The organism is Cupriavidus sp. 94F1 (assembly GCF_057798875.1).
Window position 1 is genome coordinate 163446 of the sequence record NZ_JBYOJT010000004.1, and the last position, 24717, is coordinate 188162.

A 24717-nucleotide genomic window follows, 5' to 3' on the forward strand; every position below is an offset into this window, starting at 1 on the left:
GCATGCGCGGGGCGCGCGCTTTCATCGGATTTCCATCCGTATTCCATCGCATTGATGTCTGGCGGGTACGCGTTGGCCTTTAGGCCTAGACGTACCGTTGCCGCCTCGCGATGGCGGGCGACATTGACTAATATAGGTGATCGCAGCAGCAAGAGAATCGGGCTTGCGCTTGCGTTTGCGACCAGGGGCCATGTCATGCTGACGCGCAGAACCTTTCTACTCGGCGGTGCGGCGGCGGGCGCGCTGGTGGTGGGATGGACGTTGCTGCGGCCCGAGGACCGTCTCGACGCCGACCTGCCGCCGCCCGCCACCACCGGCGATGCGCGCCTGAACGGCTGGGTCGTGATCGGCGCCGACAACCACGTGACCATCGTCATGAGCAAGGCCGAAATGGGCCAGGGCGTGCATACCGGCGCCGCCATGCTGCTGGCCGAGGAACTCGATGCCGACTGGTCGCAGGTGCGCGTGGAGCAGTCCGCCATCGCACCGCTCTACGTCAATCACGAAAACCTGCCGCGCAGCCTGCCGTTCCGTCCCGACGACGACGGCGCGCTGGCCCATATCAGCGAATACCTGGCCCGGCGCGGCGCGCGCCTGCTGGGGTCGATGGTGACCGGCGGATCGACCAGCATCGTGGACCTGTGGCAGCCGATGCGCGAAGCAGGCGCCTCCGCGCGCGCCATGTTGTGCGGCGCGGCCGCGCGCCGCTGGGATGTGCCCGCGGAACAGTGCCAGGCCCGCTCCGGACGCGTGTTCCACGCGGCATCGGGGCGTTCGGCCAGCTTTGGCGAACTGGCCACGGACGCGCGCGACGTGCCCCATCCCGCCCATCTCACGCTTAAGGACCCGAAGACGTTCACGCTGATCGGCAAGCGCCTGGGCCGTATCGAGGCAAAGGCCAGGCTCGATGGCACCGCGCGCTTCGGCATCGACGCGTTGCCCGACCACCTGCTCTATGCGAGCGTGCTGATGTGCCCGACCCTCGGCGGCACCGTGCGCAAGTTCGACGTGAACAGGGTGATGCACAAGATCGGCGTAAAGGGGTTCTATCCGATCGATGCCTACCACGGCGGCACGGGGGGCGTGGCAGCGATCGCCGAGAATCCGTTCCTCGCCATGCGCGCGCTGTGCGAATTGCCGGTCGAATGGGATCACGGGCCGGCCGCGGGTCTGAACACCGAAGACGTGCGCGCGGCGCTGACCCGTGCGCTGGAATCCGGCAGCGGCGGCCACACGTTCTATCGTACCGGCGACGCCGAAGCGGCGCTCAAGCGCGGCAAGGTGCTGGAAATGCGCTACGAGGTGCCCTACCTCGCGCATGGCGCGCTGGAGCCGGTCAACTGCACGGTGCAGGTGGACGGCGGCAAGGCCCAGGTGTGGGTGTCCACACAGGTGCCGATGGCCGCGCGCAAGGCGGTGGCAAACATGCTGGGCCTGAGCGTCGATGACGTGCAGCTCCACCAGCTACTGCTGGGCGGCGCGTTCGGGCGACGGCTCGAAATCGACTTCATCGTGCAGGCCGCCGCCATCGCACGGCACGCTTCGCCCAACCCGGTGCAGACCATCTGGTCGCGCCCGCAGGATATGACGCATGATTTCTACCGGCCCGCCTGCATGGCGGTCTGCCGCGGCACGCTGGACGCCGATGGGCGGCTTGTGGGGTGGGAAAGCGTCACGGCCAGCCAGTCGATCGCCGAACAGGCGCTGCCGCGCGCGTTCGGCAAGCCGCGCTTCCTGACCCGGTTGCTGCCCGATGCCACCATGGCCGAGGGCGCGTTCGACCAGCCCTACGCGTGCCCCAACATGCGGGTGCACCACCATCGCGTCGAACTGCCCGTGCCCGTCGGCTACTGGCGCTCCGTCGGCCATTCGCACCAGGCGTTCTTCGTCGAGTGCTTTCTCGACGAGATGGCGGCGGCGGCTGGCAAGGACCCGATCGCATTCCGGCTGGCACTGCTCACGCAGCCGGCGCACCGGCGCCACGTACGCGTGCTGGAGACGCTGCGCGAGCGCGCCGCATGGCGCGGACCCGCGCAATGGACGGACCGCGATGGCGTGACCTTCGCACGCGGCATGGCGATGCACGAATCGTTCGGCAGCGTGGTAGCCCAGGTGGCCGAGGTGGCGGAGGTCGAGCGACAGGGCGCGCCGGCCGAGCGTGATTTCCGCGTGACGCGGGTGGTCTGCGTGATCGACTGCGGCCGCCCCATCAATCCGAACCTGGTGGAGCAACAGATGGAAAGCGGCATCGTGTTCGGGCTGTCGGCCGCGCTGCAACAGGCCATCACGTTGCGCAACGGGCAGGTGCAACAGCACTACTTTCCCGACTTCCCGATCATCGACATGGAGACCTGTCCCGTCATCGAGACCTATGTGCTGGACAGCGACGCGGCGCCAGAAGGCGTGGGGGAATCCGCCACCCCGCCCATCGCGCCCGCCGTGGCCAACGCCTTGTTCGCGCTGACCGGGCAGCGCCACCGCAGGCTGCCGCTACAGGCGACACCTGCCGTACCGGAGGGCAACGACCCATGGTGTCAGTCCGTCTCAACGGCAAGACCGTAGACCTGAAATCCGCCACCGACACGCCGCTGCTCTGGGCGCTGCGCTGCGAGCAGCGCCTGACCGGCACCAAGTTCGGGTGCGGCATCGGCGTGTGCGGCGCGTGCACGGTCTTGCTCGACAACCGTGCCACGCCGGCATGCCAGCTGCTGCTGAAGGATCTGCGCGGTGCGCGCATCACCACGGTCGAAGGCCTGCAAGGCCCGGTCGCGCAGGCCCTGCGCGCGGCGTGGATCGAATTCGATGTGGTGCAGTGCGGCTACTGCCAGAGCGGTCAGCTGGTGGCGGCCGCGGCGCTGCTGGCCCGCTGCCCGGTGCCGACAGACCTGCAGATCGATATGGCGATGCGAGGCATCGTCTGCCGCTGTGGCACGTTTCCGCGCATCCGCAAGGCCATCCACAAGGCAGCCGCCATGTGCCGGCGCGGCTGAGCGGCTGGCGCCGGAAGCGTCAGCGGCCGCGCCGCGCGTTGGCCACGCGGGCTGCCGGCTCGGCGGATTCGGCCAGCGTCAGTTCCACCACACGCAGCACTTCCCGGGCCGTGTTTTCCGAATGCTCGCGCAGGATGCCCGCCAGGCGCGGACGCCCCGGTTCGTGCAGCGCGGTCATGATGGCCTCGTGTTCCTCGTGCGATTCCTGCCAGCGCATCAGGTCGGCATTCGCCGCGCCGCGCGCACGATGCACCTTGCTCATCAGCGTGGCATAGATGCCCGACAGCACGGCGTTGTCGGCGCTGTCGACAATCATCTGGTGGATTTCCTGGTTGATGCGGAAGTAGTCGGTGCGGCGCCCGGCATCGTGGGCGTCGACCATGGCTCGATGCTTGCGTTCGATCTTCGCCAGCGCCGCATCGTCGAGCCGTTGCGCGGCCAGATCGCCCGCGTGGGCCTCAAGCCCGTGCAGCGTCTCGAAGGTGGCGCGCAGTTCGTCAAGGTCGAGCGGTGCCACGCGATAGCCGATGTACTGGCGATGGAGCACCAGCCCTTCGGACACCAGCACCTTGAGCGCCTCGCGCAACGGCGTCTTCGATACGTCGAACGCGTCGCAGAAGGCCTTCTCGTCGATGCGCACGCCGGGCGGCAACTCGCCCTCCTGGATCATCGTGCGCAGCCGCGCCGCGATTTCGGCCGACATGCCCAGTGTGCGCAGGCGGGCGGTTTTAGGAAGCACTTGTGTCACGAACGTCACCAGAATAGGGAATCTGCACCAGTCCGAAGATTAGCACACCCAGATTGGTGCTTACCCTATGTCTATATAAATCAACAACTTATCAGCGTTGTAATTACAGATTACGTATCCTATACTCCGTTCCAGTTGCGCGACACCCAAACAGAAACGCCTCGAAAACGCAGCACCCCAGGAGCAAGGAGACCCCCGTCATGTCAACCACAAGCCAGGCCGCCACGATGACGGCCCCGCGCAGCAGCGTCCGCTGGAAGATCTTCCTGATGATGCTGTTCCTCATCGCCATCAACTACATCGACCGTGCGTCGCTGTCGGTGGCGATGCCGCTGATCGCCAAGGAATTCGACCTGAGCCCCACCATGCAGGGTATGGTCCTGAGCGCGTTCTTCTGGACCTATGCGCTGATGCAGGTGCCGGGCGGCATGCTGGCCGACAAGTACAAGCCGCGCATCGTGATTGCCTGCGCCACCGTGTTCTGGGGCGCTTTCCAGGCACTGGCCGCCGTTTGCACCAACACCACCGCCCTGCTGCTGACCCGCCTGGGCCTGGGCGCCGCCGAAGCGCCGATCTACCCGGCGGGCGGCAAGCTCAACGCGATCTGGATGACGCAGAACGAACGCGGCCGCGGCGCCACGCTGCTCGATGGCGGCGCGCCGCTGGGCGCGGCGCTCGGCGCGATCATCATCACCTGGCTGATTTCCTCGCTCGGCTCGTGGCGCCTGGCCTTCGTGGTCGCCGGTGTCGGTACCGTCATCGCCGGTGTCGTGGCCTGGTGGTACATCCGCAATTCGCCGCGCGAACACGCTGGCGTCAATGAACTGGAAGCGAGCTATCTCGAAGAAGCCCACGCCACCGAACACCGCGCCGAGCCGGCCAACCTGTCGGGCCGCTCGCTCGATTTCTTCAAGTACCGCTCGGTCTGGTGCATGGCCATTGGCTGGATGTGCTTCAACACCGTCTTCTACGGCCTGCTGACCTGGATGCCGAACTACCTGAACAAGGTGCATGGCTTCGACATCAAGGCCATGGGCGGCGCCAGCTTCATCATTTTCTTCAGCGGCTTCATCGGCGAACTGATCGGCGGCTGGATTGCCGACAAGTGGAAGGAAGCCGGCGGCCGGCCCAACGTGGTCATGCGCACGCTGTTCGGCATTGCCGCCGTGGTGGCCACGGTGTCGATCTTCTCGGTGGCCTATGTGACCAACCCCGTGGTGGTCGTGGCCCTGCTCTCGTCCACGCTGTTCTTCCTGCGCTGGTGCGGCCTGTTCTGGTGCATCCCGTCGATCCTGGGCACCCGCAACAAGATCGGCTTCCTGGGCGGCGTGATGAACCTTGGCGGCAATATCGGCGGCATCAGCGTGCCGATCATCGTCGGCATGATCGTGCAGTACACCGGCTCGTACTTCCTGGCGCTGATGTTCTTCGCGGCTGCCGGCGTGGGCCTGCTGCTGGCGTCCACGGCCATCGACTACGAAAAGAAGATCCCGGTCTGACGACCCGCTTCGCACCGCCGATCCACAATCCGGCTGGAGGAGACACCCATGACACAACTCAACCCGATCCTGGCTGCGGCGCTGCTGGCCTTCGGCGCACCGCTCGCGCAGGCTGCCCCGGCCACGGCCGGTGGCATCCCCACGGCGCAGCCCGAAGCGGTCGGCGTCGATTCCGCGCGGCTGGTGGCGCTGTCCGAATGGATTCGCCGCGACAAGCTCGACGTGCGCAGCCTGCTTGTCATCAAGGACGGCAAGCTCGTGTTCGAACGCTACAGCGAAGGCCTCGGACGCGACTACAACCACGAGCTGTATTCGGTGACCAAGTTCATCAGCGCGCTGCTGGTAGGCACGCTGGTCGGTGACGGCAGGCTCGCCGCCACCGACACCCCGGCGCCGCGCCTGGCGGCGGCACGCCCGGACCTTGCACCGGCGCTGGCCGACAAGCAGCAAATCCAGCTGCGCCATCTGATGTCGATGTCGAGCGGCCTGTCGTACAAGCTCGTCGAGGGCACCGACACGCTCTACTACGGCGTGCCGGACCGCCTGAAGGTGGCCGCCTCCGCCAGCGTGCGCACCACGCCAGGCACCGAGTTCGACTACATCGACGTCAACCCGGTGCTGGTCGGCGCCACGGTCAGCCAGGTCACCGGCATGCCCGAACAGCAATATGCGGCCAAGCGGCTGTTCGAACCGCTCGGCATGTCCCACTACCGCTGGGACGGCGCCGATGGCAAGGGCGCCGTCTCCGGCGGCTGGGGCCTGCGGCTTCGCTCGATCGACATGGCGCGGCTTGGCATGCTGATGCTGAACCAGGGCCGCTGGAACGGCCAGCAGATCGTGCCGGCGTCCTGGGTGGCGCAGATGACCACCCCGTCCGGCCCGGCAAGCGACTACGGCTACTACTGCTGGGTCAACAACATCGTGAAGGGCGAGCGCGAGTTCAGCGCCATGGGCTACAAGGGCCAGTTCATCACGGTGCTGCCCAAACAGAACGCGGTGATCGTCATGAACAGCATCATGTCGACGCAGGGCGGACTGCGCGACGCAAAATACCTGGACCTGTATCGTCAGATGGTCAACGATTACATGCTGCCGGCATTGCAGGCCGGCGCCACCGTCAAGCCGGACGCAGCGCGTCAGGCCGCGTTGAAGGAGGAGCTGGAGCTGGCACGCACCACCCAGGGCGTGCCCGGCACCCAGCTCGCCTTCAACGACAAACCCGAACAATAAGACCAACATCCAATCCCGAGGCGCCGCGCCCAGACGGTGCCCGAATACTCTTGAGAACCAACCATGAGCAAGCAGATTCGTCTTGGCATGCTGACGCCATCTTCCAACACTGCGCTGGAGCCCATTACCAGCGCGATGGTCAGCGGCCTGCCCAACGTCAGCGCGCATTTCTCGCGCTTCACGGTCACGGAGATTTCGCTGCGTGACCAGGCGCTGGGCCAGTTCGACCTGGAAAAGATCCTGGGCGCGGCCCGCCTGCTGGCCGATGCGCGCGTCGATGTGATCGCGTGGAACGGCACGTCTTCGGGCTGGCTCGGCTTCGATCGCGACCAGGCCCTGTGCAAGCAGATCACCGAGGCCACCGGCATCCCGGCCACTACCTCGGTGCTGGCGCTGAACGAGATCCTGGAAAAAACCGGCGCCCGCCGCTTCGGCCTGGCCACGCCCTACCTGAACGACGTGCAGCAGCGCATCGTCGCCAACTACCAGCGCAGCGGCTTCGATTGCGCGGCGGAACGCCATCTGGACCTGCACGTGAACTACAGCTTCGCCGAAGTCGAGGAAGACACCATCCGCAAGATGGTGCGCGAGCTGGCCGGCCAGAACGTGCAGGCCATCAGCACGTTCTGCACCAACCTGCGCGCCGCGCACCTGGCCGAGGAACTGGAGGCCGAGACCGGCATCCCGTTGTACGACACGATCTCGACCGTGGTGTGGAAGTCGCTGCGGCTGGCTGGCGTGGATACCAGCGCCCTGAAGGGCTGGGGCTGTCTGTTCCGCGAAGTCGCGTAACGCCGAGCAAACCGGAGTGTGATGATCATGCCTGCAGACAACAATCTTGACCTCGTGATCCGCAATGCCGACGTGGTCACCGCTTCCGACCGCTTTCGCTGCGACATCGGTGTACGCGGCGGCAAGATCGTGGTCCTTGGCCACGGCCTGCCCGCCGCACGGCAGGAAGTCGACGCCGCAGGGCTGCTGGCGCTGCCCGGCGGTGTCGATGGCCACTGCCACCTGGACCAGCCCATGCCCGACGGCATGCGCATGGCCGACGATTTCTTCACCGGCACGCGCGCGGCCGTGTGCGGCGGCACCACCACGGTGATCCCGTTCGCGGCGCAGGAAAAAGGCGCGTCGCTGAAGGCCGCCGTGGCCGACTACCACCGCCGGGCCGACGGCCGCGCCGTGATCGACTACGCATTCCACCTGATCGTGGCCGACCCCACGCCGGCCGTGCTGCAGGACGAACTGCCGTCGCTGATCCGTCAGGGCTACAGTTCGTTCAAGGTCTACATGACCTACGACGACTTGAAGCTTTCCGACCGCGAGATGCTCGAAGTGCTGGACGTCGCGCGCCAGAACCAGGCCCTGGTGATGGTGCATGCGGAGAATGCCGACTGCATCTCGTGGCTGACCGACAAGCTGACCGGCGAAGGGCGCATCGCGCCGCGCTTCCACGGACTGGCCCGCCCGGCCGTGGTCGAGCGCGAAGCCACCCACCGTGCGATCTCGTTCGCCGAACTGGTCGACGTGCCGATCCTGATCGTGCACGTGTCCGGCAAGGAAGCCATCGAGCAGATCCGCTGGGCGCAGGGCCGCGGCCTGAAGATCCTGGCCGAGACCTGCCCGCAGTACCTGTACCTGACCGCCGAAGACATGGGCCTGCCCGGAGACGACGGCTACGAAGGCGCCAAGTGCATCTGCAGCCCGCCGCCGCGCGACCCGGAAAACCAGGCCGCCGTCTGGCGGGCGCTGGCCAACGGCGTGTTCAGCGTATTCTCGTCGGACCACGCGCCGTTCAACTACGACGACCCCGAAGGCAAGAAGCTTGGCGGCGTGGCCCAGCCGTTCGACCATATCCCGAACGGCGTGCCCGGCATCGAGACCCGCCTGCCGCTGCTGTTCGATGGCGTGCAGCGCGGCAAGCTGTCGCTCCACCAGTTCGTCGAACTGACGTCGTACCGTCCGGCCAGGATCTACGGCCTGTACCCCCGCAAGGGCACCATCGCCGTGGGCGCCGATGCCGACATCGTGCTCTGGGACCCGGCGCGCAAGGTCCGCATCGCCAACAGCAACCTGCACCACGCGGTGGATTACACACCGTACGAAGGCATCGAAGTCACCGGCTGGCCGATGACCACGTTCTCGCGCGGCGAGATGATCGTGCGCAACGGCGAATACCTGGAGCCGGCCGCAGGACGCGGCAAGTTCCTCGAAGCGGGCCAACCCGAACTGTGAGCGCCATGAACCTCCTGATCGTCAATCCCAATATCAGCGCGTCGGTCACCGACCTGATCCACGCGGAAGCACAGCGCACTGCGTCGCCGGACACTCGCATCACGATGGCCACGGCGGCTTTCGGCGTGGCCTATATCGAGACCCGCTTCGAGGCGCTGGTGGGCGGCTACGCCACGGCGTGCGCCGCTGCCGAGCACGCGGGCAGCTTCGACGGCCTGATCGTCGCCGCGTTCGGCGACCCGGGGCTGGCCGGCCTCAAGGAACTGTTCGACGTACCGGTCGTCGGCATGACCGAAGCGGCGCTGGCCAGCGCCTGCCTGCTGGGACAGCGCTTCTCGATTATCGCGATCTCGCACCGCATCGAGGCCTGGTATCGCGAATGCGTGGCCGCGAACGGCCTGGCATCGCGGCTGGCCAGCATCCGGTCGCTGCAGACGCCGCTGCGCGACATCGGCAGCGTGCAGGAAGACCACGCGGCCCGGCTGGACGAGATGAGCCTGCAGGCCGTGCGCGAAGACGGGGCCGACGTGATCATCGTGGCCGGCGCCCCGCTGGCCGGACTGGCGCGTTCACTGCAAGGCAGGATTCCGGTGCCGGTGGTCGATGGCGTCAGCAGCGCGGTGCGGCATTGCGAATCGCTGGTGGCGCTGCGCGCCGGCAGCGCCCGCGAAGGCAGCTTCGCGCGGCCGCCGCAGAAGGCCAACGCGGGCCTGCCCCCCGCCCTGGCTCGCCTGCTGGCGTAGTCCCCGCCGCCCGCTTGCGCGAACCCGGTGGCCGCGGACGCCTGGCGCCGGGCACCTCCGGTCACGGCGACTCGAACCGCGACTGCTCGTGCAATGCCAGCCGCAGCTTCTGCTGCGCCTCCAGCGCATTGACCATGGCCGTGCGCGCCGCGAGCGTGGTCTCGGTCAGCCCCCGCCGCACCACCAGCAACTGGCCGATGCCGATCTCGCCGGCCGCATAGGCACGTGCGGCGCGATCGGCGGCGCTCTGGTCGAGCGTCAGCGCCGCCTGCTGCGCGCGCGCAGCCTGCTCCAGCCCCGCCACCGATCTGGCCAGCACATCGAACTCTGCCCCGGCGGTCTGTTCCACGGCCGCACGGCGCCGTGCGGCGGCTTCGGCGTCGGCCGCCGCCGCCACCGCGACGGATCGCCGATGCGCGGACCCCAGCGGCATCGAGATCGACAAACCCGCAATGCGCTCCGCGCCGCCCCGCTCGACCGTGACGAAGGCCCCCACCGTCGGATCGGGCTTGCGCTCCAGGTCCGACCGGCGCGCGGCACGGCTGGCTACCGCCTCATCGGCAATGGCCAGCCGCACCGCATGGCTGACGTCGAGATAGCGGGCCCGCGCGCCCTCGCCAAGCAGGTCGGCGGCAACCGCTGGCGGCAGCGTGGCAATCTGCGCGCCGGCCGGCATGGCGGCGGGCAGGCCCAGCGCCGGAAAACGCGCCCGCAGTTCGGCTTCCGCCGCGCCCTGGGCGGCCCTGGCGCCGGCCAGCGCCGCTTCGGCACGCGCCTGTTCGGCCTGCACGATTTCCAGGTCCATCGGCGCGGCATCGCTGGCGCGCACACGCTTGCCCGTTGACACGACCAGGTCGGCGGCCAGCGCCGCACTGCGCGTCATGGCGGCCGTGGCCTGGCGTGCGCGCAGCACGTTGAACCACAGCGCCAGCATCTGCCTGGACGTTTCGTGCAGCGCGTCGTCCAGCGCGATATCGCCCTGGTCGATCGTGGCATCGGCCAGCGCCGCGTCCGCATCGGACTTGCCCCACAGGCGCAGCGGCCGCTCGATGGCGACCTGCCCTTCCGCGAAGTTGTCGGACGGGTCGCGCACATGGCGACGCTGCCCCGTGGCCCGCACCACGAACTCGGCCGTGCCGGCGCGAATGCCGCTGGCCCGCGCGCTGGCACCGTCGCGGCGCGCCCTGGCTGCCGCCACGTCCGGCGCGGCATCTAGCGCGGCGCGCACCGATTCGGGCGCCGGCAGATAGCCGTCCTCGCTTACGGCAAGGGTCGCCGATGCCGGGGCTTCCGTGGCACAGGCGCACGCCGCCCACCATCCGGCAACCAGCACGATGCCAAGCGTCAGTTTCAGGTCATGCGTCTTCATTGTTCCAGCCCTCCCACCGCCGTAACCGGGGCATTGGCTTGCGCGGCGCGCTTCGGCATGCCGAAGCGTTCAAACAGCAGCGGCAACAGCAGCAGCGTCAGCGCGGTGGAAGTCACCAGCCCGCCCGACACCACGATGGCCAGCGGACGCTGGATCTCCGAGCCCGGCCCACTGGCCAGCAACAGCGGAATCATGCCGAGCGCCGTGATGCAAGCCGTCATCAGCACCGGACGCAGGCGATCCCTCACGCCGCGCCGCACCGCGCCGTGGATGTCGAGCCCCTCCTCCAGCAGCGCGTTGAAGTGCGACACCAGTACCACGCCGTTGAGCACGGCAATGCCCAGCAGCGCGATAAAGCCGACCGATGCCGGCACCGACAGGTACTCGCCCGAGATCCGCAGCGCAGCAATGCCGCCGACCAGCGCGAACGGGATGTTGCCGATCACCAGCAGCGCCTGCCGCACCGAGCGGAACGTCAGCATCAGCAGCAGAAAGATGGCCGACAGCGCCAGCGGCACCACCAGCCCCAGGCGCGCGGCCGCGCGCTGCTGGTTCTCGAACTGGCCGCCCCAGACAATGCGCAGGTCCTTCGGCATGCCGGGCAGCGCGGCCACCGCCGCACGGGCATCCTCGACGAACCCGGTCAGATCGCGTCCATCGACGTTGACCTGCACGATGCCGAAGCGCGCGCCGTTCTCGTGGTTGATGCGCACCGGCCCGTCCACGCGCCGCACCGTTGCCAGCGACGTCAGCGGCCAGGTCTTGCCGTCCGGCGCCGTCACCATCAGGCTCGTGAAGCTTTCGGGGGTCTGCCGCAGCGCGTCGCTGCCGCGCAGCAGCAGCGGCGTGCGCACCACGCCTTCGGGCACGATGCCGATGCGTTCGCCCTCCACCTGCGCACGCAGCAGCGCCTGCAGCGCATCGCCGGACAGGCCGGCGCGGCCCAGCGCGGCCCGGTCCACGGCCAGCGTCAGGTACTGCACGCCGTCGTTGCTGGCGGCGATCACCTCGGCGGCGCCCGGCACCTTTCGCATCTGCTCGGCAATCGCGGCGGACGCATGGTTGATGGCCGCCAGATCGTTGCCGAACACCTTGATGGCCACGTCGCCGCGCGTGCCGGTCATCATCTCGGCAATCCGCATCTCGATGGGCTGGGTAAAGCTGTACATCACGCCCGGAAATTGCTCCATGACCTTGCGGATGTCGGCGGCGATGTCCTCCTTGGTGCCCCGCCATTCGGATTTCGGCTTCAGCACCAGGAACGCGTCGGTCTCGTTCAGGCCCATCGGGTCCAGGCCCAGGTCATCCGACCCCATGCGCGCGACAATGGACCGGATCTCGGGCACCGCCTCGAGCAGCGCCGCCTGCACGCGCCGGTCGATGTCGAGCGATGTCTCCAGCGACACCGACGGCGCGCGTTGCATCTGCACGATCAGGTCGCCCTCGTCCATCGACGGCATGAACGCCTTGCCCACCGATGCATAGAGCGCCACCGCCAGCAGCAGCGCCGCGCCGGCCGCGCCGAACACCACGCGGGCGCGACGCTGGCTCCAGACCTGCAGCCGGTCAAAGCGTGCGGACACCCAGCGCATCAGGAACGGCGCGTGCCCGTCATGCGCGCGCAGCAGCAGCGATGCCAGCGCCGGCACCACGGTCAGCGCGATCACCACGGACGCGCCCAGCGCCAGCACGATCGTCAGGGCGACGGGGCCGAACAGCTTGCCCTCCAGCCCTTCGAGCGACAGCAGCGGCAGGAATACGATGGCGATGATCGACACGCCGGCCAGCATCGGCACCGCCACGCTCGACACCGCATGCCGGATGATGGCGGGCCGCAGGGCCGGATCGGTATGCCGCGCATGCGCGCGCGTGAGCCCCGATTCGATGTTCTCGACTACCACCACGGCCGCGTCGACCAGCATGCCCAGCGCGATGGCCAGGCCGCCCAGGCTCATGAGGTTGGCCGTCAGGCCCACGTAACGCATCATCAGGAAGGTGGCCAGCAGCGACAGCGGCAACGTGGCTGCCACTACCAGCGCCGCCCGCAGGCCGCCCAGGAACAGGTACAGCGTGACGATCACCAGCAGGCTGGCCTCGACCAGCGCGCGCACCACGGTGTTTGCCGCGCGCGATACCAGTTCGCCCCGGTCGTAGAACACCTTCGTGCTCATGCCCCTGGGCAGGGTGGGCGCCAGTTCGTCGAGCTTGTCCTGCACGGCCTTGACGACCCTGGACGCATCGGCGCCGCGCAAGGCCAGCACCAGCCCCTGCACCGCCTCGCCCTTGCCGTCCATCGACACCGCGCCGTTGCGCGTGGTGGAACCCAGCCGCACGGTCGCCACGTCGGCCACGGTGACCTGGGCCGCCTGCGCCGCATCGGCGCCCGCCGGCACGACGATGCGCCGCAGGTCGTCCAGCCCGCGCACGCCGCCTTCCACGCGCACCACCCAGGTTTCGTCGCCCTGCTCCACGCGCCCCGCGCCATCGTTGCGGTTGTTGCTTTCCAGCGCCTGGCGCAACTGCTCCAGCGTCACGCCCCGCGCGCGCAGCCGGGCCGGATCGGGAATCACCTCGTAGCTGCGTACTTCGCCGCCCAGCGCATTGACGTCAGCCACGCCGCTGACGGTACGTAGCGCCGGGCGGATCACCCAGTCCAGCACCTGGCGGCGCTCGGCCAGCGTGTGGGTATCGCTTTCGAGCGTGAACATGAACATCTCGCCCAGCGGCGTGGTGATCGGCGCCAGGCCGCCCACCGCGTTGTCGGGCAGGTCCCGCATCAGGCCGGACAGCCGTTCGGTCACCTGCTGGCGGGCCCAGTACGGGTCCACGCCCTCCTCGAAGTCGACGGTCACGTCGCTGAGCCCGTACTTCGACACCGACCGTACGATGGTCTTCTGCGGGATGCCCAGCAGTTCCTGCTCGATCGGCGTGGACACGCGCTGCTCTACCTCCTCGGGCGTCATGCCGGGGATCTTGAGGATGACCTTGACCTGCGTCGGCGCGATATCCGGGAAGGCATCGATTGGCAGGTTGGCATACGCCCAGACGCCGGCACATGCGAGCACGGCGGCCGCGATCAGCACCAGCACGCGCTGGCGCAAGGCCGCATCAACGATTCTGTCCAGCATCATTGGCCTCCGAGGAGCATGCCTTTGAGCGCGCCGATGCCCGTGACGGCCACCCTGGCGTTGGCCGGCAGCACGCCACGCACCGTGGCAAAGGCATCGTCCGTGGCATCGACCGTCACCGGGTAATAGGCCACGCCGTCCTTGACGGCCACGAACACCCCTGGCTTGCCTTGCGTGTAGGTCAGCGCGGCCACCGGCACCCGCAGGCGGACGCCGGACTGACCGGATAGCCCGGTTGCGCCGCCAGTGGCCTCGCCCAGGTGGATGACAACGCCGACGCTCTCGCCAGCCTGCAGGCTGCCGCGCGCGTCAAGTGTGGCCCGGATACGCACCGCGCCAGTCCCGTCGCTGGACGGCACCACGCCCGCCACCTTGCCGGCCGCGCCACGCTGGCGGACTTCCACGCGCTCGCCGCCCCGGATCGTGGGCACGTCGCGGCCCACCAGCAGGTCAAGCTCCAGCGCATCGGGATCGACGATGCGGAACAGCGGCGCCGAGGCATCGACGCGCGTGCCCGGCACCGCGTGGATCTCCGCAACCAGCCCGTCGCGCCCCGCCACCATGCGCGCGTCGCCACGCGGGCCTACGCCGATGCCGGCGGCCGCCATTTCGGCCTCGCGCGCCCGCACGGCTGCGGCGGCCTCGCGGGCGCGCGCCTGGGTGGTCTCCCAGCGGCTGCCGGCAATGATGCCGTCGTCGTGCAACTGGCGGTCGCGCTTGAGTGCAAGCTGGGACAGCTCTGCCTGCGAACGGGCCTCGGCCAGCGCACGGCTGGCCTCGAACATCTGCGGGCTGGCAAACAGCGCCAGCGGCTGGCCCTTCTTCACGGACTGGCCGATGGCAACCAGCACTTGCGACACCATGCCCGGATATGGCGCGGCCACCACAAACTGCGCATCGGGACGCAGCACCACGCGCGCGGTGGCGCCGATTTCCATATGCGTGGCGTTCTCGGCAGCCGCGAAGCGGATGCCCAGCGCCTGGGCCTGGGCGGCGCTGAGCGCCAGCGTACGTGCCTGGACGGGGGCGATACAGGTCAGCGCCGACACCGCAAATGCGGCCAGCGCCAGACGACGACGGAAAGACATTCCTGACTCCGAATCAATGCGAGTGAAAGCCGCACGCCGCAGGTCGCGGGCGTGCAAGGGCACCGGGTAGGCCCGGTGGGTTCGCGGTCAGGAATACAGGGGAGGCGCGTGTGCGGGCGGGGGATGGCTGCTGCCGCCGCGCCAGCGCAGACGGTGCGGCGTGGCGGCACGTACCAGCGGCCAGGCGACCCATGTCGCCAGCACCAGCAGTACGGCACACAGGGCCAGAAGCGCCTCGATCATCGATGGATCGACATCGAGCCCCGGCCCGGCATGGCTCAGGCCTTTTTCAACATCGATCGAAAAAGGCTCGTCATCGGCATGGGGAACGGCAGGGATGGCCTGGGCCTTGCGCTCGTCGAGCACGACCTTGAACAGGCCCGGCATCGGGATATCCAGATGGAACCCGGTCTGGTGCGGCGTGCCCATGTGGGCATGCAGCAGCGGACCCAGGCACTGGATCACGATCAGGATCGTCAGGAAACCAAATCTGGTGAAAGGTACTAGGCGCCCCATGGCGGTGGAATCACAAGGTTGGGGCTGGCGGAGTTGGCGACCATGAAAGCCGGTTGCCGGCGCCATGGCTGTCTGGCCAGGTATGTTGACGACGGCGCCCCCGTGATGGAGGCAGGCTGCTCCCCCAGGACGGACCGAATGCTAGCACGGCTTCGTTGCCGCTGCCACCGCACCCCGACGTGACCAGGGCATGGCCGGCGGCAGGCGAGGCGAGCGACATGTCGCGACATGACATGACGGGACTTGTCAATCGCCCATTTCGACGACAAAAAAGAGCATGACCGGTCGACCGTTCAATCGGCACACTATTGGCAGCAATGGCACAGAATCTGCCGTATGCTGAATTGTTCAGCGTGCAAGCGCGCCCAGTCCGACCCTGCCCGGAGGCGACTCATGCTTGTTGGAAGTGCAGTAGACAAGCTGCGACGTGAAGCAGCCGTCGCACGCGAGACCGCGCCCGTCGATCGGCGCATCGCACGACTTCGCCAGGACATTCGCTGGCAACTGCACTATGCAAAGACGCAGAAGGCGCGCGGCTACCCGGCGCGGGACTACGCGCGGGTACTCCGGCTGCTGCGGCAGACCCTGAGCGTCGAAAGAGCCTATCGGGCCGCGTTGCGCAAGGCGGCGCTGGCCCGGCTGCCTTGAACCACCGCCGGCCCCCGGCCAGTTTTCCGCGTATTGGGGAGCGGCGCACCGGCCACCCGGCGCTCACGGTCCTTTTGCCGCCCACCGCCAGGACACTCCGGTTCGACGCACGCCGTAGCCTTGCGCGTGGCGGCCCAGAACACCAGTGCCGCCACGCTGACCGCCGCACCCAGCGCGCAGACGCCATGCCACCCACCGGCCCCGTATGCCGCGGTGGTGCCAATGCCGCCCAGCCCGCTGCCCACGGCATAGAACAGCATATAGAGACCGATGAGGCGGCCGGGCGCCTCCGGGCGCGTCCGGACGATCATGCTCTGGCTGGTGACATGCAGCGCCTGCCCCGCCGCGTCAAGCAGCACGATGCCCACGGCCAGTATCCACAGCGACACATGCAGCTGGGCAAGCGGCCACCAGGCCAGGACCAGCATCACCAGTGCCGCCAGGGTCGTGCGCTGCCCATGTCCGGCGTCCACCCACTTGCCGGCACGCGCGGCCGCCAGCGCGCCAATCACCCCCACTAGCCCGAACGCACCGATGGCCGTGTGCGGCAGCGAGAACGGCGGCGCACCCAGCGGCAGCACCACTGCGCTCCAGAAAATGTTTAGCGCGGCAAACATCAGCAGCGCCAGCATGCCCCTGACCTGCAGCGTGCGCTCGTGGCGCAGCAGCGCGAACATGGACAGGATGAGACGCGGGTAGGTCACGCGCACGCGTGGCGGCGCAAGCACCGGCAAGCGGTTCCAAAGCAGCACACCCGCCACGAACATCAGCATCGCCGCCGCAAGGTAGACCCAGCGCCATCCCGCAAGATCGCTGACCGCCCCGGCAAACACCCGGGCGGACAGCAGGCCCACGAACACGCCGCTCTGGGCTGCCCCGACCACCCGGCCCTGCTCGTGGACCGACGCCGCGCTGGCCGCATAGGCCAGCAGGCCTTGCGTCATCGCCGTGCCAAGCAGGCCCACCGCCAGCATGCCCGCGAACAGCGCGGGCAACGTCCGCGCCAGGGCCACCACCACCAACGCGACGACCAGGGCAACCAGTTGCACACGCATCAGCCGGCGCCTGTCGAGCAGATCGCCCAACGGCACGACGAACAGCAAGGCCAGCGCGCTGCCGGCCTGGGTCATCGCCACCACGCTGCCAACGGCCGCCACGTCGATCCGGAAATCGCGCGCCAGGGCATCGAGCAGCGGCTGGACGTAATAGACGTTGGCCACGCTGAAACCGGCCGATGCGGCAAACAGGGCGACCAGGCCCCGGGCCATGCCAGGGCCGCCCGGCCGCGCCGCAGCGTCGATGCGTGATCTTTCCAGCGTGTCTTCCGGTGCCATGGCGCCTCTTATCCAGTTTCAAAACAAAACTGGTTGAATGCTAGGGCAGCCGGTTTTAAAATGCAACCAGATCATTGCGTGCCGAGACCCATGCCAACACCTTCGACCCCCGCGACATCTGCGGCGCCCATGACGCGTACCGCCCCGAAGCCCCCGGAATCCTGCCCGGTCGCCAGGTCTCTCGATGTGGTGGGCGACCGCTGGTCGCTCCTGATCGTGCGCGACGCCTTCGACGGCGTGCGGCGCTTCAGCGATTTCCAGCGCGGCCTGGGCATGGCACGGAATATCCTGGCGGACCGGCTGCACAAGCTGGTGGAGGCCGGCGTGCTGGCATTGCAGGCCGCTTCCGATGGCTCGGCCTACCAGGAGTACGTGTTGACCGCAGCGGGCGAGCGGCTGTTTCCGGTGGTGGTGGCGCTGCGCCAATGGGGCGAGCGGCATCGGTTCGCGGCCGGTGAGCGCCATTCCACGCTGATCGACCGGCGCACCGGCAAACCCGTGCCGCCCATGCAGCCCTTGGCGAAGGACGGCTCCGTCATACGCGCCGCCGATACCGAGGTCCGCAAGGTGAAGCAGGACAAGCAGGACATCGGCGCCGCCCGGACCGGCGTATGATCGCTGGCATCCCCTGGCCGCCGGAATGTCCGCGATGACCGACCGCCCTCATCTGTCTCCCAAACTGCATCTGACAGTCACGCACGGCTTTGCGCTGCATAACAGCCGGCAGCCCGCGTTCCGGCGCGAGTGGCACGAGCATGACTGCGGCATGCTGCTTTGGCCGCGCATGGGCCGGCTCAAGACGGTGTGGGATACCCCCGGCGATGCGCCGGGGGCAGCGGCGCCCGCTACGGCGGCACGGTCACGGCGTGCCGCGACACTGGTGCGCGGTGCCGCGGTGCTGCTGCCGGCGTCGACGTCGCACCTCACGGCGTCCGAGCATCGGCTGCAGCAGCACGGCGAACTCTATCTGCCCCCCGACCGCATGCCCGCCCTGCGGTATGGCGCGATCCGCCTGGACGGGCCCACTGTCGCCATGCTGGAGGCGCTGCTGGCTCCCAACCTGTCCACCCCGAGTGCATCCTGGCTGGTGCGTGCCATCGTCGAGCAACTGGTGACGAGCCGGCCGCTGGCGCATCCCGAAGCGCCGGCATCGATCGCCCATCGCATGGTGTGGCGCTTCACACAGGCGCTGGAATGCGACCAGCCCCTGCCGTCGATCGATGCGGTGGCCAGCGAACTGGGTGTGGCGATTCGCCAGTTGCAGCGGGCATGCCAGATCGAATTCGGCACCACGCCCGTGGCGATCCGGCGGCGCGTGCTGGCCGCGCATGCCAGGGCGCTGATCGCGACCGGGCACGCGCCCGCCAGTGTCAGCGTGCAGCTGGGCTTTGCCTCCAGCGGCCACCTGCACCGGCTGCTGCGCGAGGTGCCGGCGCCGGCCTAGGGCGGCGTTCCTCACACGCTGGCCACGATCGCTTCCACTTCGATCTCTGTCCATGCACAGTCAGGCAGACTGGCCACGCCCACCGCGCTGCGGGCGGGCAAGGGCTGATCGGGAAACGCCACGCGCAACACGGCCGAAGCCGCGTCGAGTACCGCGGGATGCCGCGTGAACGTGTCCGCCGCACGAATGAACCCGCGCAGCCGTACCACCTGGACCACGCGCGACAAATCGCCGCCACAGGCCTGCCGCAGCGCCGCCAGCGCATTCAGCATCGAGACCTGCGCCGCTTCGCGGGCCGGTATCAGGTCGTCGTCGGTGCGGCACAGCCCGGCCATGGCCACGCCGTGCCGCCGGCAGACCTGGCCGGAAATCGACACCCATTGCGCATCGCCAACCGGCACCGCGCAATACGGCGCGTAGTTTCCTCGGGGCGCCGATACCTCCGGCAGCACCAGGCCCACCGCCGCGAGCCGCGCTTCCGGCGTGCCTGGCGACGTGTCTGGTGGCGTGTCGGGCGGCGCGCCTGGTGCCTGCGCCGTCATGGCGCGCCCCATGCCGTCTGGCCACTAAGCCAGCAGCCGTCCGCCGCGCCCTGGTCGTCGATGCGCGGCGCCACCAGAATCTCCGACGGACTGCCCATGGCATCGCCTTGCCAGACGGCAATGGATGGCGCGGCGGCCGCGTCCGCCCCGTTGCCCAGGCCGCCTTCGCGGGCCAGGTAGCCCCACAGCGCGGCGGCGGCGATGCCGGTGGCGGCGTCCTCCGGGTAGCCCGACGATTTCGGAAACTGCCGCGCATGCACGATGCGCCGGCCATCCGCCTTCGTCGCGCCCAGCGCGTAGGGATAGAGGCCCGTGGAGCCGATCGATTCGCAGAGCGCCTGCATCGTGGCGAAGTCGGGCTGCAGACCATCGAGCATCGCCACGGACGGCAGCGCCACCAGCGTCTTCACGCGGCTGGTGGCGGCGTTGGTCATCGTCCACGCGCCCATCGGCAAGCGCAACTGCGCGGCCACCCGGGCACTTTCCTGCGCGCCCAGCGGCTGCGTGCGTACCGCCGGCTGCGAGATCCACGCGCATTGCAGCGTGTCGTCCCACCGGGCGTGCACCACGCCGCTCAAGGTTTCGATCCGCGCGGTGGGCGTGGTCCACTGTCCCCACTGCCGCAGCGCCCATAAGGTGCCGACAGTGGCGTGGCCGCACATTTCCATCTCGTGCTGGGGGACGAAGAAGCGGATGCGCCAGTCGCAGCCGATGGCGCTGGGCAATACAAAGGCGGACTCGTGCCCGTGCGAGGCGGCCACCGCCTGCATGCCCGCCGCGTCCATGCCCTGTGCATCGGCCACCAGCGGCACGGGGTTGCCGCCCCGGCCATCGCGCACGAATACGTGGATCAGACTGACTTCACTCACCTGTGGCTCCTACCGATCGTGCAATCGCTCCCCAATAGGGGATGTCCTTCTGTACGGCGGCCTGCAGCGCCGCCGGCGTGCCCGGCCGGGCCGTGACACCCTTGGCGGCAAGGTCTTCCGCCACGGCCTTGTCTCGCAATACCTTGTTCAGTGCGGCATTGAACCGGTCCACCACCGCTGCCGGGGTCCCCTTGGGGAACGCAATGCCGTACCAGAGCTGCTGCTCGAAATCGGGCACGCCCTGGCTGGCAAACGTCGGCACGTCGGCCAGCAGCGGCGTGGGCGCGGTGGTGGCGATGGCGGTGATCTTGCGCGCCTTGATGTATGGCGCCAGGCCCACCGGATTGTCGAACATGATCTGCACCTGCCCGCCAATCAGGTCGGTGTAGGCCGGGGACGCGCCGCGATACGGCACATGCACCAGCGGCACGCCCGCCAGCTTCTGGAACTGCTCCCCCATCAGGTGCGATACGGTGCCTACACCCACCGAGCCGAAGCTGTGCTGCGTCTTGTCGGCCCTGAGCCTGGCCAGCAACGCCTTGACATCGGTCGACTGCAACTGGTTGTTGACGGCCAGCACATACGGCGAGGTGCCGATGAACCCGGCATAGCTGAAGTCCCTGGCCGGATGGTAGGTCAGCTTGGGATAGATCGCCACGCTGACCGCATGCGTGCTGGTGGTCACCACGCCGGCGGTGTAGCCATCGGCCGTGGCGCGTGCCACGTAGGCCGAGCCCAGTGTGCCGCCGGCCCCGCTGCGGTTGTCGATCACCACCGGCTGGCCCAGTTCGCGCTGCAGCAGCGGCTGGATCGACCGCACCACCAGGTCGGTGCCGCCGCCCGCCGGGAACGGGACGACGATGACAACGGGCCTGGCGGGCCAGGTTTCGGCCTGGGCGGCCCCGAAACAGAGTCCGGCTACGATGGCCAGCAGTGCGCGGCGCGCCGCGCGGGGCGGATGGGACAGGATTGACACGGGCTTCCTCCTTGTGGATGTGCAGGGAGTCTAGGCACGCGGCGCGCGGGATTCGAACCGGAATGCGACCCGTACCGATCCGAAATGCGCCCGGCGGTCAGGCCGCCCCGCCCTGCCCACAACAAAAAAGGGCACCCTCGCGGATGCCCTTCGATTCAAATCCGTCCCGAGGCCTCAGGGGCTATCGTCCGCGGCCTGCGAGTCGCGGAAATGCGCCCGAACCAGCCTGGCGGCTGCTTCCCAGAGCGCCGGGGCGCCACGCTCGATGGTCGGCCCGTAGCGGGCGACGACCTGCGCCTCATCGAGCCCCGGCGCAATCCACGTGCCGCCGCCGGTGGCGACGTTTTGAAGCAGCGGCTGAAAGCGGTCCAGCGACTTGGCAAACTTCGCGTCATCCGTTTCGGCCGCCTCGAATTCGGTCCACAGCCGGCGAAACTCGGCGGCCTGCGCTGCCGGCAGCAACGAAAAGATCCGCTGCGCGGCCCGCTGCTCCCGCTCCGCCTGGTCGGTCCGGGCGGCCTGGGCGGCCTGGGCGGTCTGCCGCGACGGAGCATGAAGCGGCGTGTCGCCGGCATCGATTTCCACGATATCGTGGAGCAGCAGCATCTTGACGACACGCACCACATCGACCGGCGCCGCGGCATGTTCCGACAGCACGAGCGCGTACATGGCAAGGTGCCATGAATGCTCGGCACTGTTCTCGCGGCGCGACTGGTCGATCAACGGCGACATCCGCACCACGCTCTTCAGCCGGTCGATCTCTCGCAGAAATGCCAGCTGACGTTCAAGATCGGAGAGGTTCATGGCGCCGTTTCGTCCGGCTCGTCTTCCAGCAGATGCCCGTAGGCATCGATCTCCTTCTGGGTACGCGCCTCGCTGGCGGCAATCTTGTCGGCGGTGATCTCGCCGTCCACGAACTCGACCGACACCCGGCGCACGCGCGAATCCTTGTCGACGATGCCCTGCAGCACCTTGTCGAACAGCTTTTCTCCGGCCTTGAGGCCTAGCGCCTGCGGCACCAGCACCTTGACCAGCAGGATCTCGTTGTCGTCCGAGCCCTTGGCCACATCGGCGATGGCTGTCCTGAGGTAGCCCTTCAGTTTCAGCACACTGAGATTGCCGGGAACCGCCACGTGCGATACCCGAATCCGTTTCTTGTCCATACGCTACTGCCCGGCTGTGATGTCAACGCGCCGAATATAACGCACGGACGCCCCACGCCCGGCTGCCGCGGCGGCCGGGCGCTTCATTAAGCATTCTTAACGGAAGATGCATACGAGAATCATTATCATTTGAGGCTCGTTTGTCATGACCGGATCGGTAGACCGCCGGTTCCGCCCCGAATGCGCCTGAAAACCCTTGCCCTCGTTGCCGGCACCCTCCTTTGCGCAGCGCCGCATGTGCGAGCCCAGCAGACCGGTTCCGGCGATCCCCTGCCAACGGTGGTTGTCACGGGCACCCGGAGCGAAAAAACGCTGGACGAGACCCCGATCCGTACCGAGGTGGTGGACCGCCAGGAAATCGAGCGCACCCATGCGCGCACGCTCAAGGATGCGCTGGAAAACGTGCCCGGCCTGCAACTGCGCGAGATCCACGGCAAGTCCGGCTATGAAGTCACGCTGCAGGGCATGACAAGCGACCAGGTGCTGATCCTGATCGACGGGCTCCCCATCTCGGCCAGTACCGGGTCCACCGTCGATGTCTCGCAATACCTGCTGACCGAGGTGGACCGTGTCGAGGTGGTCAAGGGCGCCAGTTCGGCCCAGTACGGCAGTTCGGCGATGGGCGGTGTCATCAACGTGATCACGCGCCCGATTGCCAAGGGGTTCTCCGGGGCCGTCACGGCCGATGCCGGCAGCTATGGCGCCCAGAATGCCGATGGCTCGCCCGGCGCCCTGCACGGCAACATCCGGCTCGAAGGGGGCACCGGGAAGATCCGGGCGCGCGTCAGCGCCGATGCGCTCGACAACAAGGGCTTTGCCGTCGATCCGGACGGCTGGACGCGTCACGGCGACAAGATCCGGCGTGAACAATACGCAGGGCGCCTGGAATGGCTGCCCGCCCAGGCCGGCAACTTCTGGTTCGACGCCAGCGCCTACCGCGAGACCGACGAGCAACGGTATCAGTACTACGCGCCGCCCCGCTACGTGCCGCAGCGCAAGACCGAGGACATCGACCGCAACCGATACACCTACGGCGGCCAATGGCGCTTCGACAACGGGGTGCGGGCACGGCTGGCCGGCGTGCATGAAACCTACGACAGCACGTCGCGCGAATACTCGAACGGCGCCCAGACCTCGGTCCGCAACGCCGCCCAGCAGACCGACCATGTTTCCGCCCAGTTCGACCTGCCGGCCTGGTATCGCCAGTTGTGGCAGTTCGGCGGCGACTTCCATCGCGAAACCCTCGACCAGTCGGTCAATGGCACTTCGGAACTGGCGGGCACCGGCAGCGCCGAGCGCCAGTCGGGCGAGCTCTACCTGCAGAACGACATCCTGTTCAACGACACGTGGGAGATGGTGGTCGGCCTGCGCGGCCAGCACGATTCCGACTTCGGCAGCCACTTCGCGCCCAAGGTAGGCGTGCGCGCCAACCTGCTGTCCAACGACACGTGGAAAGGCGTGCTGCGCGCCAACTACGGCCAGGGTTACCGCGTGCCGAACCTCAAGGAACGCCATTACCTGTTCGACCACAGCTCGCTGGGCTACGTCGTACTGGGCAATCCGGACCTGAAGCCGGAGTCGTCGAACAGCTTCCAGCTGGGCGGCCAGCTGAGCTGGCGCGACCGCGTGACCCTCGACACCAACCTGTTCTACAACCGCGTGACGGACCTGATCCAGACCGACATGACCAACTTCACCATGGTCAACGGCATCGCGGTCTACACGTACCGCAACGTGGCGCGCGCCAGGACGCAGGGCGTCGAGACATCGTTGCGCTGGCGTGCCACCAGCCAGCTGAACCTGACCACGGCCTACACGTTCACCGATACCGAGGACCTCGATACCGGCCTCGAACTGACCCGCCGGCCGCGCCACATGGGCCGCGTGGGCGCCGACTGGCGTGTCCTGCCCGCGACGGAGCTGTCGGCGCGTGCGCGCTTCCAGAGCAGCGAACTGACCGACTCCGCCACCGGCGCCTGCTCGCCGGGCTGGGGCACGCTCGATCTGGTGCTGAACCAGAAGATCGGCCGCAACGTGACCGCTTTCGCCGGCGTGAACAACCTGTTCGATCGCCAGCGCGATTTTGCGAATGCCAGTGACTTCGGGCCCGTGGCGGGGCGCTTTATCTACCTGGGCGCGCGGTTCAACGTCGACGTCGCCCGCTAACGAGACATCAAACGGGGAAGCACTGA

General features: G+C 68.2%; 22 protein-coding genes. 11 read left to right on the forward strand and 11 right to left on the reverse strand.

Going from position 1 to position 24717, the window contains the following annotated elements:
• Window positions 1-195: 195 nt before the first annotated feature.
• Together AC3FJ6_RS11650 and AC3FJ6_RS11655 are read left to right on the forward strand one after the other, a co-directional pair.
• Complete coding sequence (locus AC3FJ6_RS11650) at window positions 196-2562, forward strand: xanthine dehydrogenase family protein molybdopterin-binding subunit (RefSeq protein ID WP_488771995.1); 2367 nt, start codon at window positions 196-198, stop codon at window positions 2560-2562.
• Window positions 2529-2990 carry a (2Fe-2S)-binding protein gene (locus AC3FJ6_RS11655; RefSeq protein WP_487522286.1) on the forward strand — a complete coding sequence of 154 codons (462 nt, stop codon included), beginning with the start codon at window positions 2529-2531 and terminating at the stop codon, window positions 2988-2990. The genes AC3FJ6_RS11650 and AC3FJ6_RS11655 overlap by 34 nt, the downstream gene beginning before the upstream one ends.
• Window positions 2991-3009: 19 nt before the next feature.
• On the opposite strand, the gene AC3FJ6_RS11660 is transcribed toward AC3FJ6_RS11655, so the two are convergent.
• The gene (locus tag AC3FJ6_RS11660) at window positions 3010-3693 is read right to left on the reverse strand and encodes a GntR family transcriptional regulator (RefSeq protein WP_488772367.1); all 684 of its coding nucleotides are present in this window, start codon (window positions 3691-3693) and stop codon (window positions 3010-3012) included.
• Window positions 3694-3938: 245 nt separating this feature from the next.
• Between AC3FJ6_RS11660 and AC3FJ6_RS11665 the strand changes: the two genes are divergently transcribed.
• The 5 genes from AC3FJ6_RS11665 (at window position 3939) to AC3FJ6_RS11685 (ending at window position 9448) form a co-directional block, all read left to right on the forward strand.
• Window positions 3939-5237: an MFS transporter gene (locus AC3FJ6_RS11665; protein WP_153945934.1), complete on the forward strand. Its 1299-nt coding sequence runs from the start codon at window positions 3939-3941 to the stop codon at window positions 5235-5237.
• Between the two features lie 48 nt (window positions 5238-5285).
• Window positions 5286-6467: a serine hydrolase domain-containing protein gene (locus tag AC3FJ6_RS11670; protein WP_488771998.1), complete on the forward strand. Its 1182-nt coding sequence runs from the start codon at window positions 5286-5288 to the stop codon at window positions 6465-6467.
• Between the two features lie 63 nt (window positions 6468-6530).
• A complete protein-coding gene (locus tag AC3FJ6_RS11675; RefSeq protein ID WP_488771999.1) occupies window positions 6531-7259 on the forward strand; it encodes a maleate cis-trans isomerase family protein in 729 nt (242 codons plus the stop codon).
• Between the two features lie 27 nt (window positions 7260-7286).
• The gene (hydA, locus tag AC3FJ6_RS11680; RefSeq protein WP_488772000.1) at window positions 7287-8705 is read left to right on the forward strand and encodes a dihydropyrimidinase; all 1419 of its coding nucleotides are present in this window, start codon (window positions 7287-7289) and stop codon (window positions 8703-8705) included.
• 5 nt (window positions 8706-8710) lie between these two features.
• Entirely contained in the window at window positions 8711-9448 is a 738-nt protein-coding gene (locus AC3FJ6_RS11685; protein WP_488772002.1) for an aspartate/glutamate racemase family protein, read from the forward strand.
• 61 nt (window positions 9449-9509) lie between these two features.
• On the opposite strand, the gene AC3FJ6_RS11690 is transcribed toward AC3FJ6_RS11685, so the two are convergent.
• From AC3FJ6_RS11690 to AC3FJ6_RS11705, 4 genes are all read right to left on the reverse strand, one after another.
• Window positions 9510-10817 (reverse strand): TolC family protein, encoded by a 1308-nt coding sequence (locus AC3FJ6_RS11690; RefSeq protein ID WP_488772003.1) that lies wholly within the window; start codon window positions 10815-10817, stop codon window positions 9510-9512.
• Complete coding sequence (locus AC3FJ6_RS11695) at window positions 10814-13945, reverse strand: efflux RND transporter permease subunit (protein WP_488772004.1); 3132 nt, start codon at window positions 13943-13945, stop codon at window positions 10814-10816. The genes AC3FJ6_RS11690 and AC3FJ6_RS11695 overlap by 4 nt, the downstream gene beginning before the upstream one ends.
• Window positions 13945-15033, reverse strand: coding sequence for an efflux RND transporter periplasmic adaptor subunit (locus tag AC3FJ6_RS11700; protein WP_488772005.1), 1089 nt, complete (start codon window positions 15031-15033; stop codon window positions 13945-13947). Before AC3FJ6_RS11700 ends, AC3FJ6_RS11695 begins: the two co-directional genes overlap by 1 nt.
• Window positions 15034-15120: 87 nt before the next feature.
• On the reverse strand, window positions 15121-15615 hold the full coding sequence (locus AC3FJ6_RS11705) for a hypothetical protein (protein ID WP_488772006.1): 495 nt from the start codon (window positions 15613-15615) through the stop codon (window positions 15121-15123).
• 327 nt (window positions 15616-15942) lie between these two features.
• Here AC3FJ6_RS11705 and AC3FJ6_RS11710 point away from each other — a divergent pair, with 327 nt between their 5' ends.
• Window positions 15943-16197: a hypothetical protein gene (locus AC3FJ6_RS11710; protein WP_488772007.1), complete on the forward strand. Its 255-nt coding sequence runs from the start codon at window positions 15943-15945 to the stop codon at window positions 16195-16197.
• Here AC3FJ6_RS11710 and AC3FJ6_RS11715 read toward each other — a convergent pair.
• Window positions 16152-17465, reverse strand: coding sequence for an MFS transporter (locus AC3FJ6_RS11715; protein ID WP_488772369.1), 1314 nt, complete (start codon window positions 17463-17465; stop codon window positions 16152-16154). The two genes, AC3FJ6_RS11710 and AC3FJ6_RS11715, sit on opposite strands and share 46 nt — an antisense overlap.
• A 195-nt stretch (window positions 17466-17660) precedes the next feature.
• On the opposite strand from AC3FJ6_RS11715, the gene AC3FJ6_RS11720 reads away from it, so the two are divergent.
• Both AC3FJ6_RS11720 and AC3FJ6_RS11725 read left to right on the forward strand, forming a co-directional pair.
• Window positions 17661-18146, forward strand: a complete 486-nt coding sequence (locus AC3FJ6_RS11720) for a winged helix-turn-helix transcriptional regulator (RefSeq protein WP_488772008.1) — start codon at window positions 17661-17663, stop codon at window positions 18144-18146.
• 34 nt (window positions 18147-18180) lie between these two features.
• Window positions 18181-18975, forward strand: coding sequence for a helix-turn-helix transcriptional regulator (locus AC3FJ6_RS11725; RefSeq protein ID WP_488772009.1), 795 nt, complete (start codon window positions 18181-18183; stop codon window positions 18973-18975).
• Between the two features lie 11 nt (window positions 18976-18986).
• Here the strand turns inward: AC3FJ6_RS11725 and AC3FJ6_RS11730 are convergent, their stop codons facing one another.
• From AC3FJ6_RS11730 to AC3FJ6_RS11750, 5 genes are all read right to left on the reverse strand, one after another.
• Window positions 18987-19517: a RidA family protein gene (locus tag AC3FJ6_RS11730; protein WP_488772010.1), complete on the reverse strand. Its 531-nt coding sequence runs from the start codon at window positions 19515-19517 to the stop codon at window positions 18987-18989.
• Window positions 19514-20386: a PhzF family phenazine biosynthesis protein gene (locus AC3FJ6_RS11735; protein ID WP_488772011.1), complete on the reverse strand. Its 873-nt coding sequence runs from the start codon at window positions 20384-20386 to the stop codon at window positions 19514-19516. Before AC3FJ6_RS11735 ends, AC3FJ6_RS11730 begins: the two co-directional genes overlap by 4 nt.
• Window positions 20379-21362, reverse strand: a complete 984-nt coding sequence (locus AC3FJ6_RS11740) for a Bug family tripartite tricarboxylate transporter substrate binding protein (protein WP_488772012.1) — start codon at window positions 21360-21362, stop codon at window positions 20379-20381. The genes AC3FJ6_RS11735 and AC3FJ6_RS11740 overlap by 8 nt, the downstream gene beginning before the upstream one ends.
• 174 nt (window positions 21363-21536) lie before the next feature.
• Window positions 21537-22166 carry an HD domain-containing protein gene (locus tag AC3FJ6_RS11745; protein ID WP_488772013.1) on the reverse strand — a complete coding sequence of 210 codons (630 nt, stop codon included), beginning with the start codon at window positions 22164-22166 and terminating at the stop codon, window positions 21537-21539.
• Entirely contained in the window at window positions 22163-22525 is a 363-nt protein-coding gene (locus AC3FJ6_RS11750; RefSeq protein ID WP_488772014.1) for a hypothetical protein, read from the reverse strand. Before AC3FJ6_RS11750 ends, AC3FJ6_RS11745 begins: the two co-directional genes overlap by 4 nt.
• A gap of 237 nt (window positions 22526-22762) precedes the next feature.
• Here AC3FJ6_RS11750 and AC3FJ6_RS11755 point away from each other — a divergent pair, with 237 nt between their 5' ends.
• Window positions 22763-24691: a TonB-dependent receptor plug domain-containing protein gene (locus tag AC3FJ6_RS11755; RefSeq protein ID WP_488772015.1), complete on the forward strand. Its 1929-nt coding sequence runs from the start codon at window positions 22763-22765 to the stop codon at window positions 24689-24691.
• Window positions 24692-24717 lie beyond the last annotated feature (26 nt).

What these genes read in the sequence shown, in the direction of transcription:
- AC3FJ6_RS11715 (WP_488772369.1), bottom strand. Translation starts at nt 17,465, where the DNA reads ATGGCCCGGGGCCTGGTCGCCCTGTTTGCCGCATCGGCCGGTTTCAGC.
- AC3FJ6_RS11705 (WP_488772006.1), bottom strand. Translation starts at nt 15,615, where the DNA reads ATGGCGCCGGCAACCGGCTTTCATGGTCGCCAACTCCGCCAGCCCCAA.
- AC3FJ6_RS11730 (WP_488772010.1), bottom strand. Translation starts at nt 19,517, where the DNA reads ATGACGGCGCAGGCACCAGGCGCGCCGCCCGACACGCCACCAGACACG.
- hydA (WP_488772000.1), top strand. Translation starts at nt 7,287, where the DNA reads ATGCCTGCAGACAACAATCTTGACCTCGTGATCCGCAATGCCGACGTG.
- AC3FJ6_RS11685 (WP_488772002.1), top strand. Translation starts at nt 8,711, where the DNA reads ATGAACCTCCTGATCGTCAATCCCAATATCAGCGCGTCGGTCACCGAC.
- AC3FJ6_RS11665 (WP_153945934.1), top strand. Translation starts at nt 3,939, where the DNA reads ATGTCAACCACAAGCCAGGCCGCCACGATGACGGCCCCGCGCAGCAGC.
- AC3FJ6_RS11660 (WP_488772367.1), bottom strand. Translation starts at nt 3,693, where the DNA reads ATGTCGGCCGAAATCGCGGCGCGGCTGCGCACGATGATCCAGGAGGGC.
- AC3FJ6_RS11750 (WP_488772014.1), bottom strand. Translation starts at nt 22,525, where the DNA reads ATGGACAAGAAACGGATTCGGGTATCGCACGTGGCGGTTCCCGGCAAT.
- AC3FJ6_RS11650 (WP_488771995.1), top strand. Translation starts at nt 196, where the DNA reads ATGCTGACGCGCAGAACCTTTCTACTCGGCGGTGCGGCGGCGGGCGCG.
- AC3FJ6_RS11670 (WP_488771998.1), top strand. Translation starts at nt 5,286, where the DNA reads ATGACACAACTCAACCCGATCCTGGCTGCGGCGCTGCTGGCCTTCGGC.
- AC3FJ6_RS11710 (WP_488772007.1), top strand. Translation starts at nt 15,943, where the DNA reads ATGCTTGTTGGAAGTGCAGTAGACAAGCTGCGACGTGAAGCAGCCGTC.
- AC3FJ6_RS11675 (WP_488771999.1), top strand. Translation starts at nt 6,531, where the DNA reads ATGAGCAAGCAGATTCGTCTTGGCATGCTGACGCCATCTTCCAACACT.
- AC3FJ6_RS11720 (WP_488772008.1), top strand. Translation starts at nt 17,661, where the DNA reads ATGACGCGTACCGCCCCGAAGCCCCCGGAATCCTGCCCGGTCGCCAGG.
- AC3FJ6_RS11725 (WP_488772009.1), top strand. Translation starts at nt 18,181, where the DNA reads ATGACCGACCGCCCTCATCTGTCTCCCAAACTGCATCTGACAGTCACG.
- AC3FJ6_RS11745 (WP_488772013.1), bottom strand. Translation starts at nt 22,166, where the DNA reads ATGAACCTCTCCGATCTTGAACGTCAGCTGGCATTTCTGCGAGAGATC.
- AC3FJ6_RS11700 (WP_488772005.1), bottom strand. Translation starts at nt 15,033, where the DNA reads ATGTCTTTCCGTCGTCGTCTGGCGCTGGCCGCATTTGCGGTGTCGGCG.
- AC3FJ6_RS11655 (WP_487522286.1), top strand. Translation starts at nt 2,529, where the DNA reads ATGGTGTCAGTCCGTCTCAACGGCAAGACCGTAGACCTGAAATCCGCC.
- AC3FJ6_RS11690 (WP_488772003.1), bottom strand. Translation starts at nt 10,817, where the DNA reads ATGAAGACGCATGACCTGAAACTGACGCTTGGCATCGTGCTGGTTGCC.
- AC3FJ6_RS11695 (WP_488772004.1), bottom strand. Translation starts at nt 13,945, where the DNA reads ATGCTGGACAGAATCGTTGATGCGGCCTTGCGCCAGCGCGTGCTGGTG.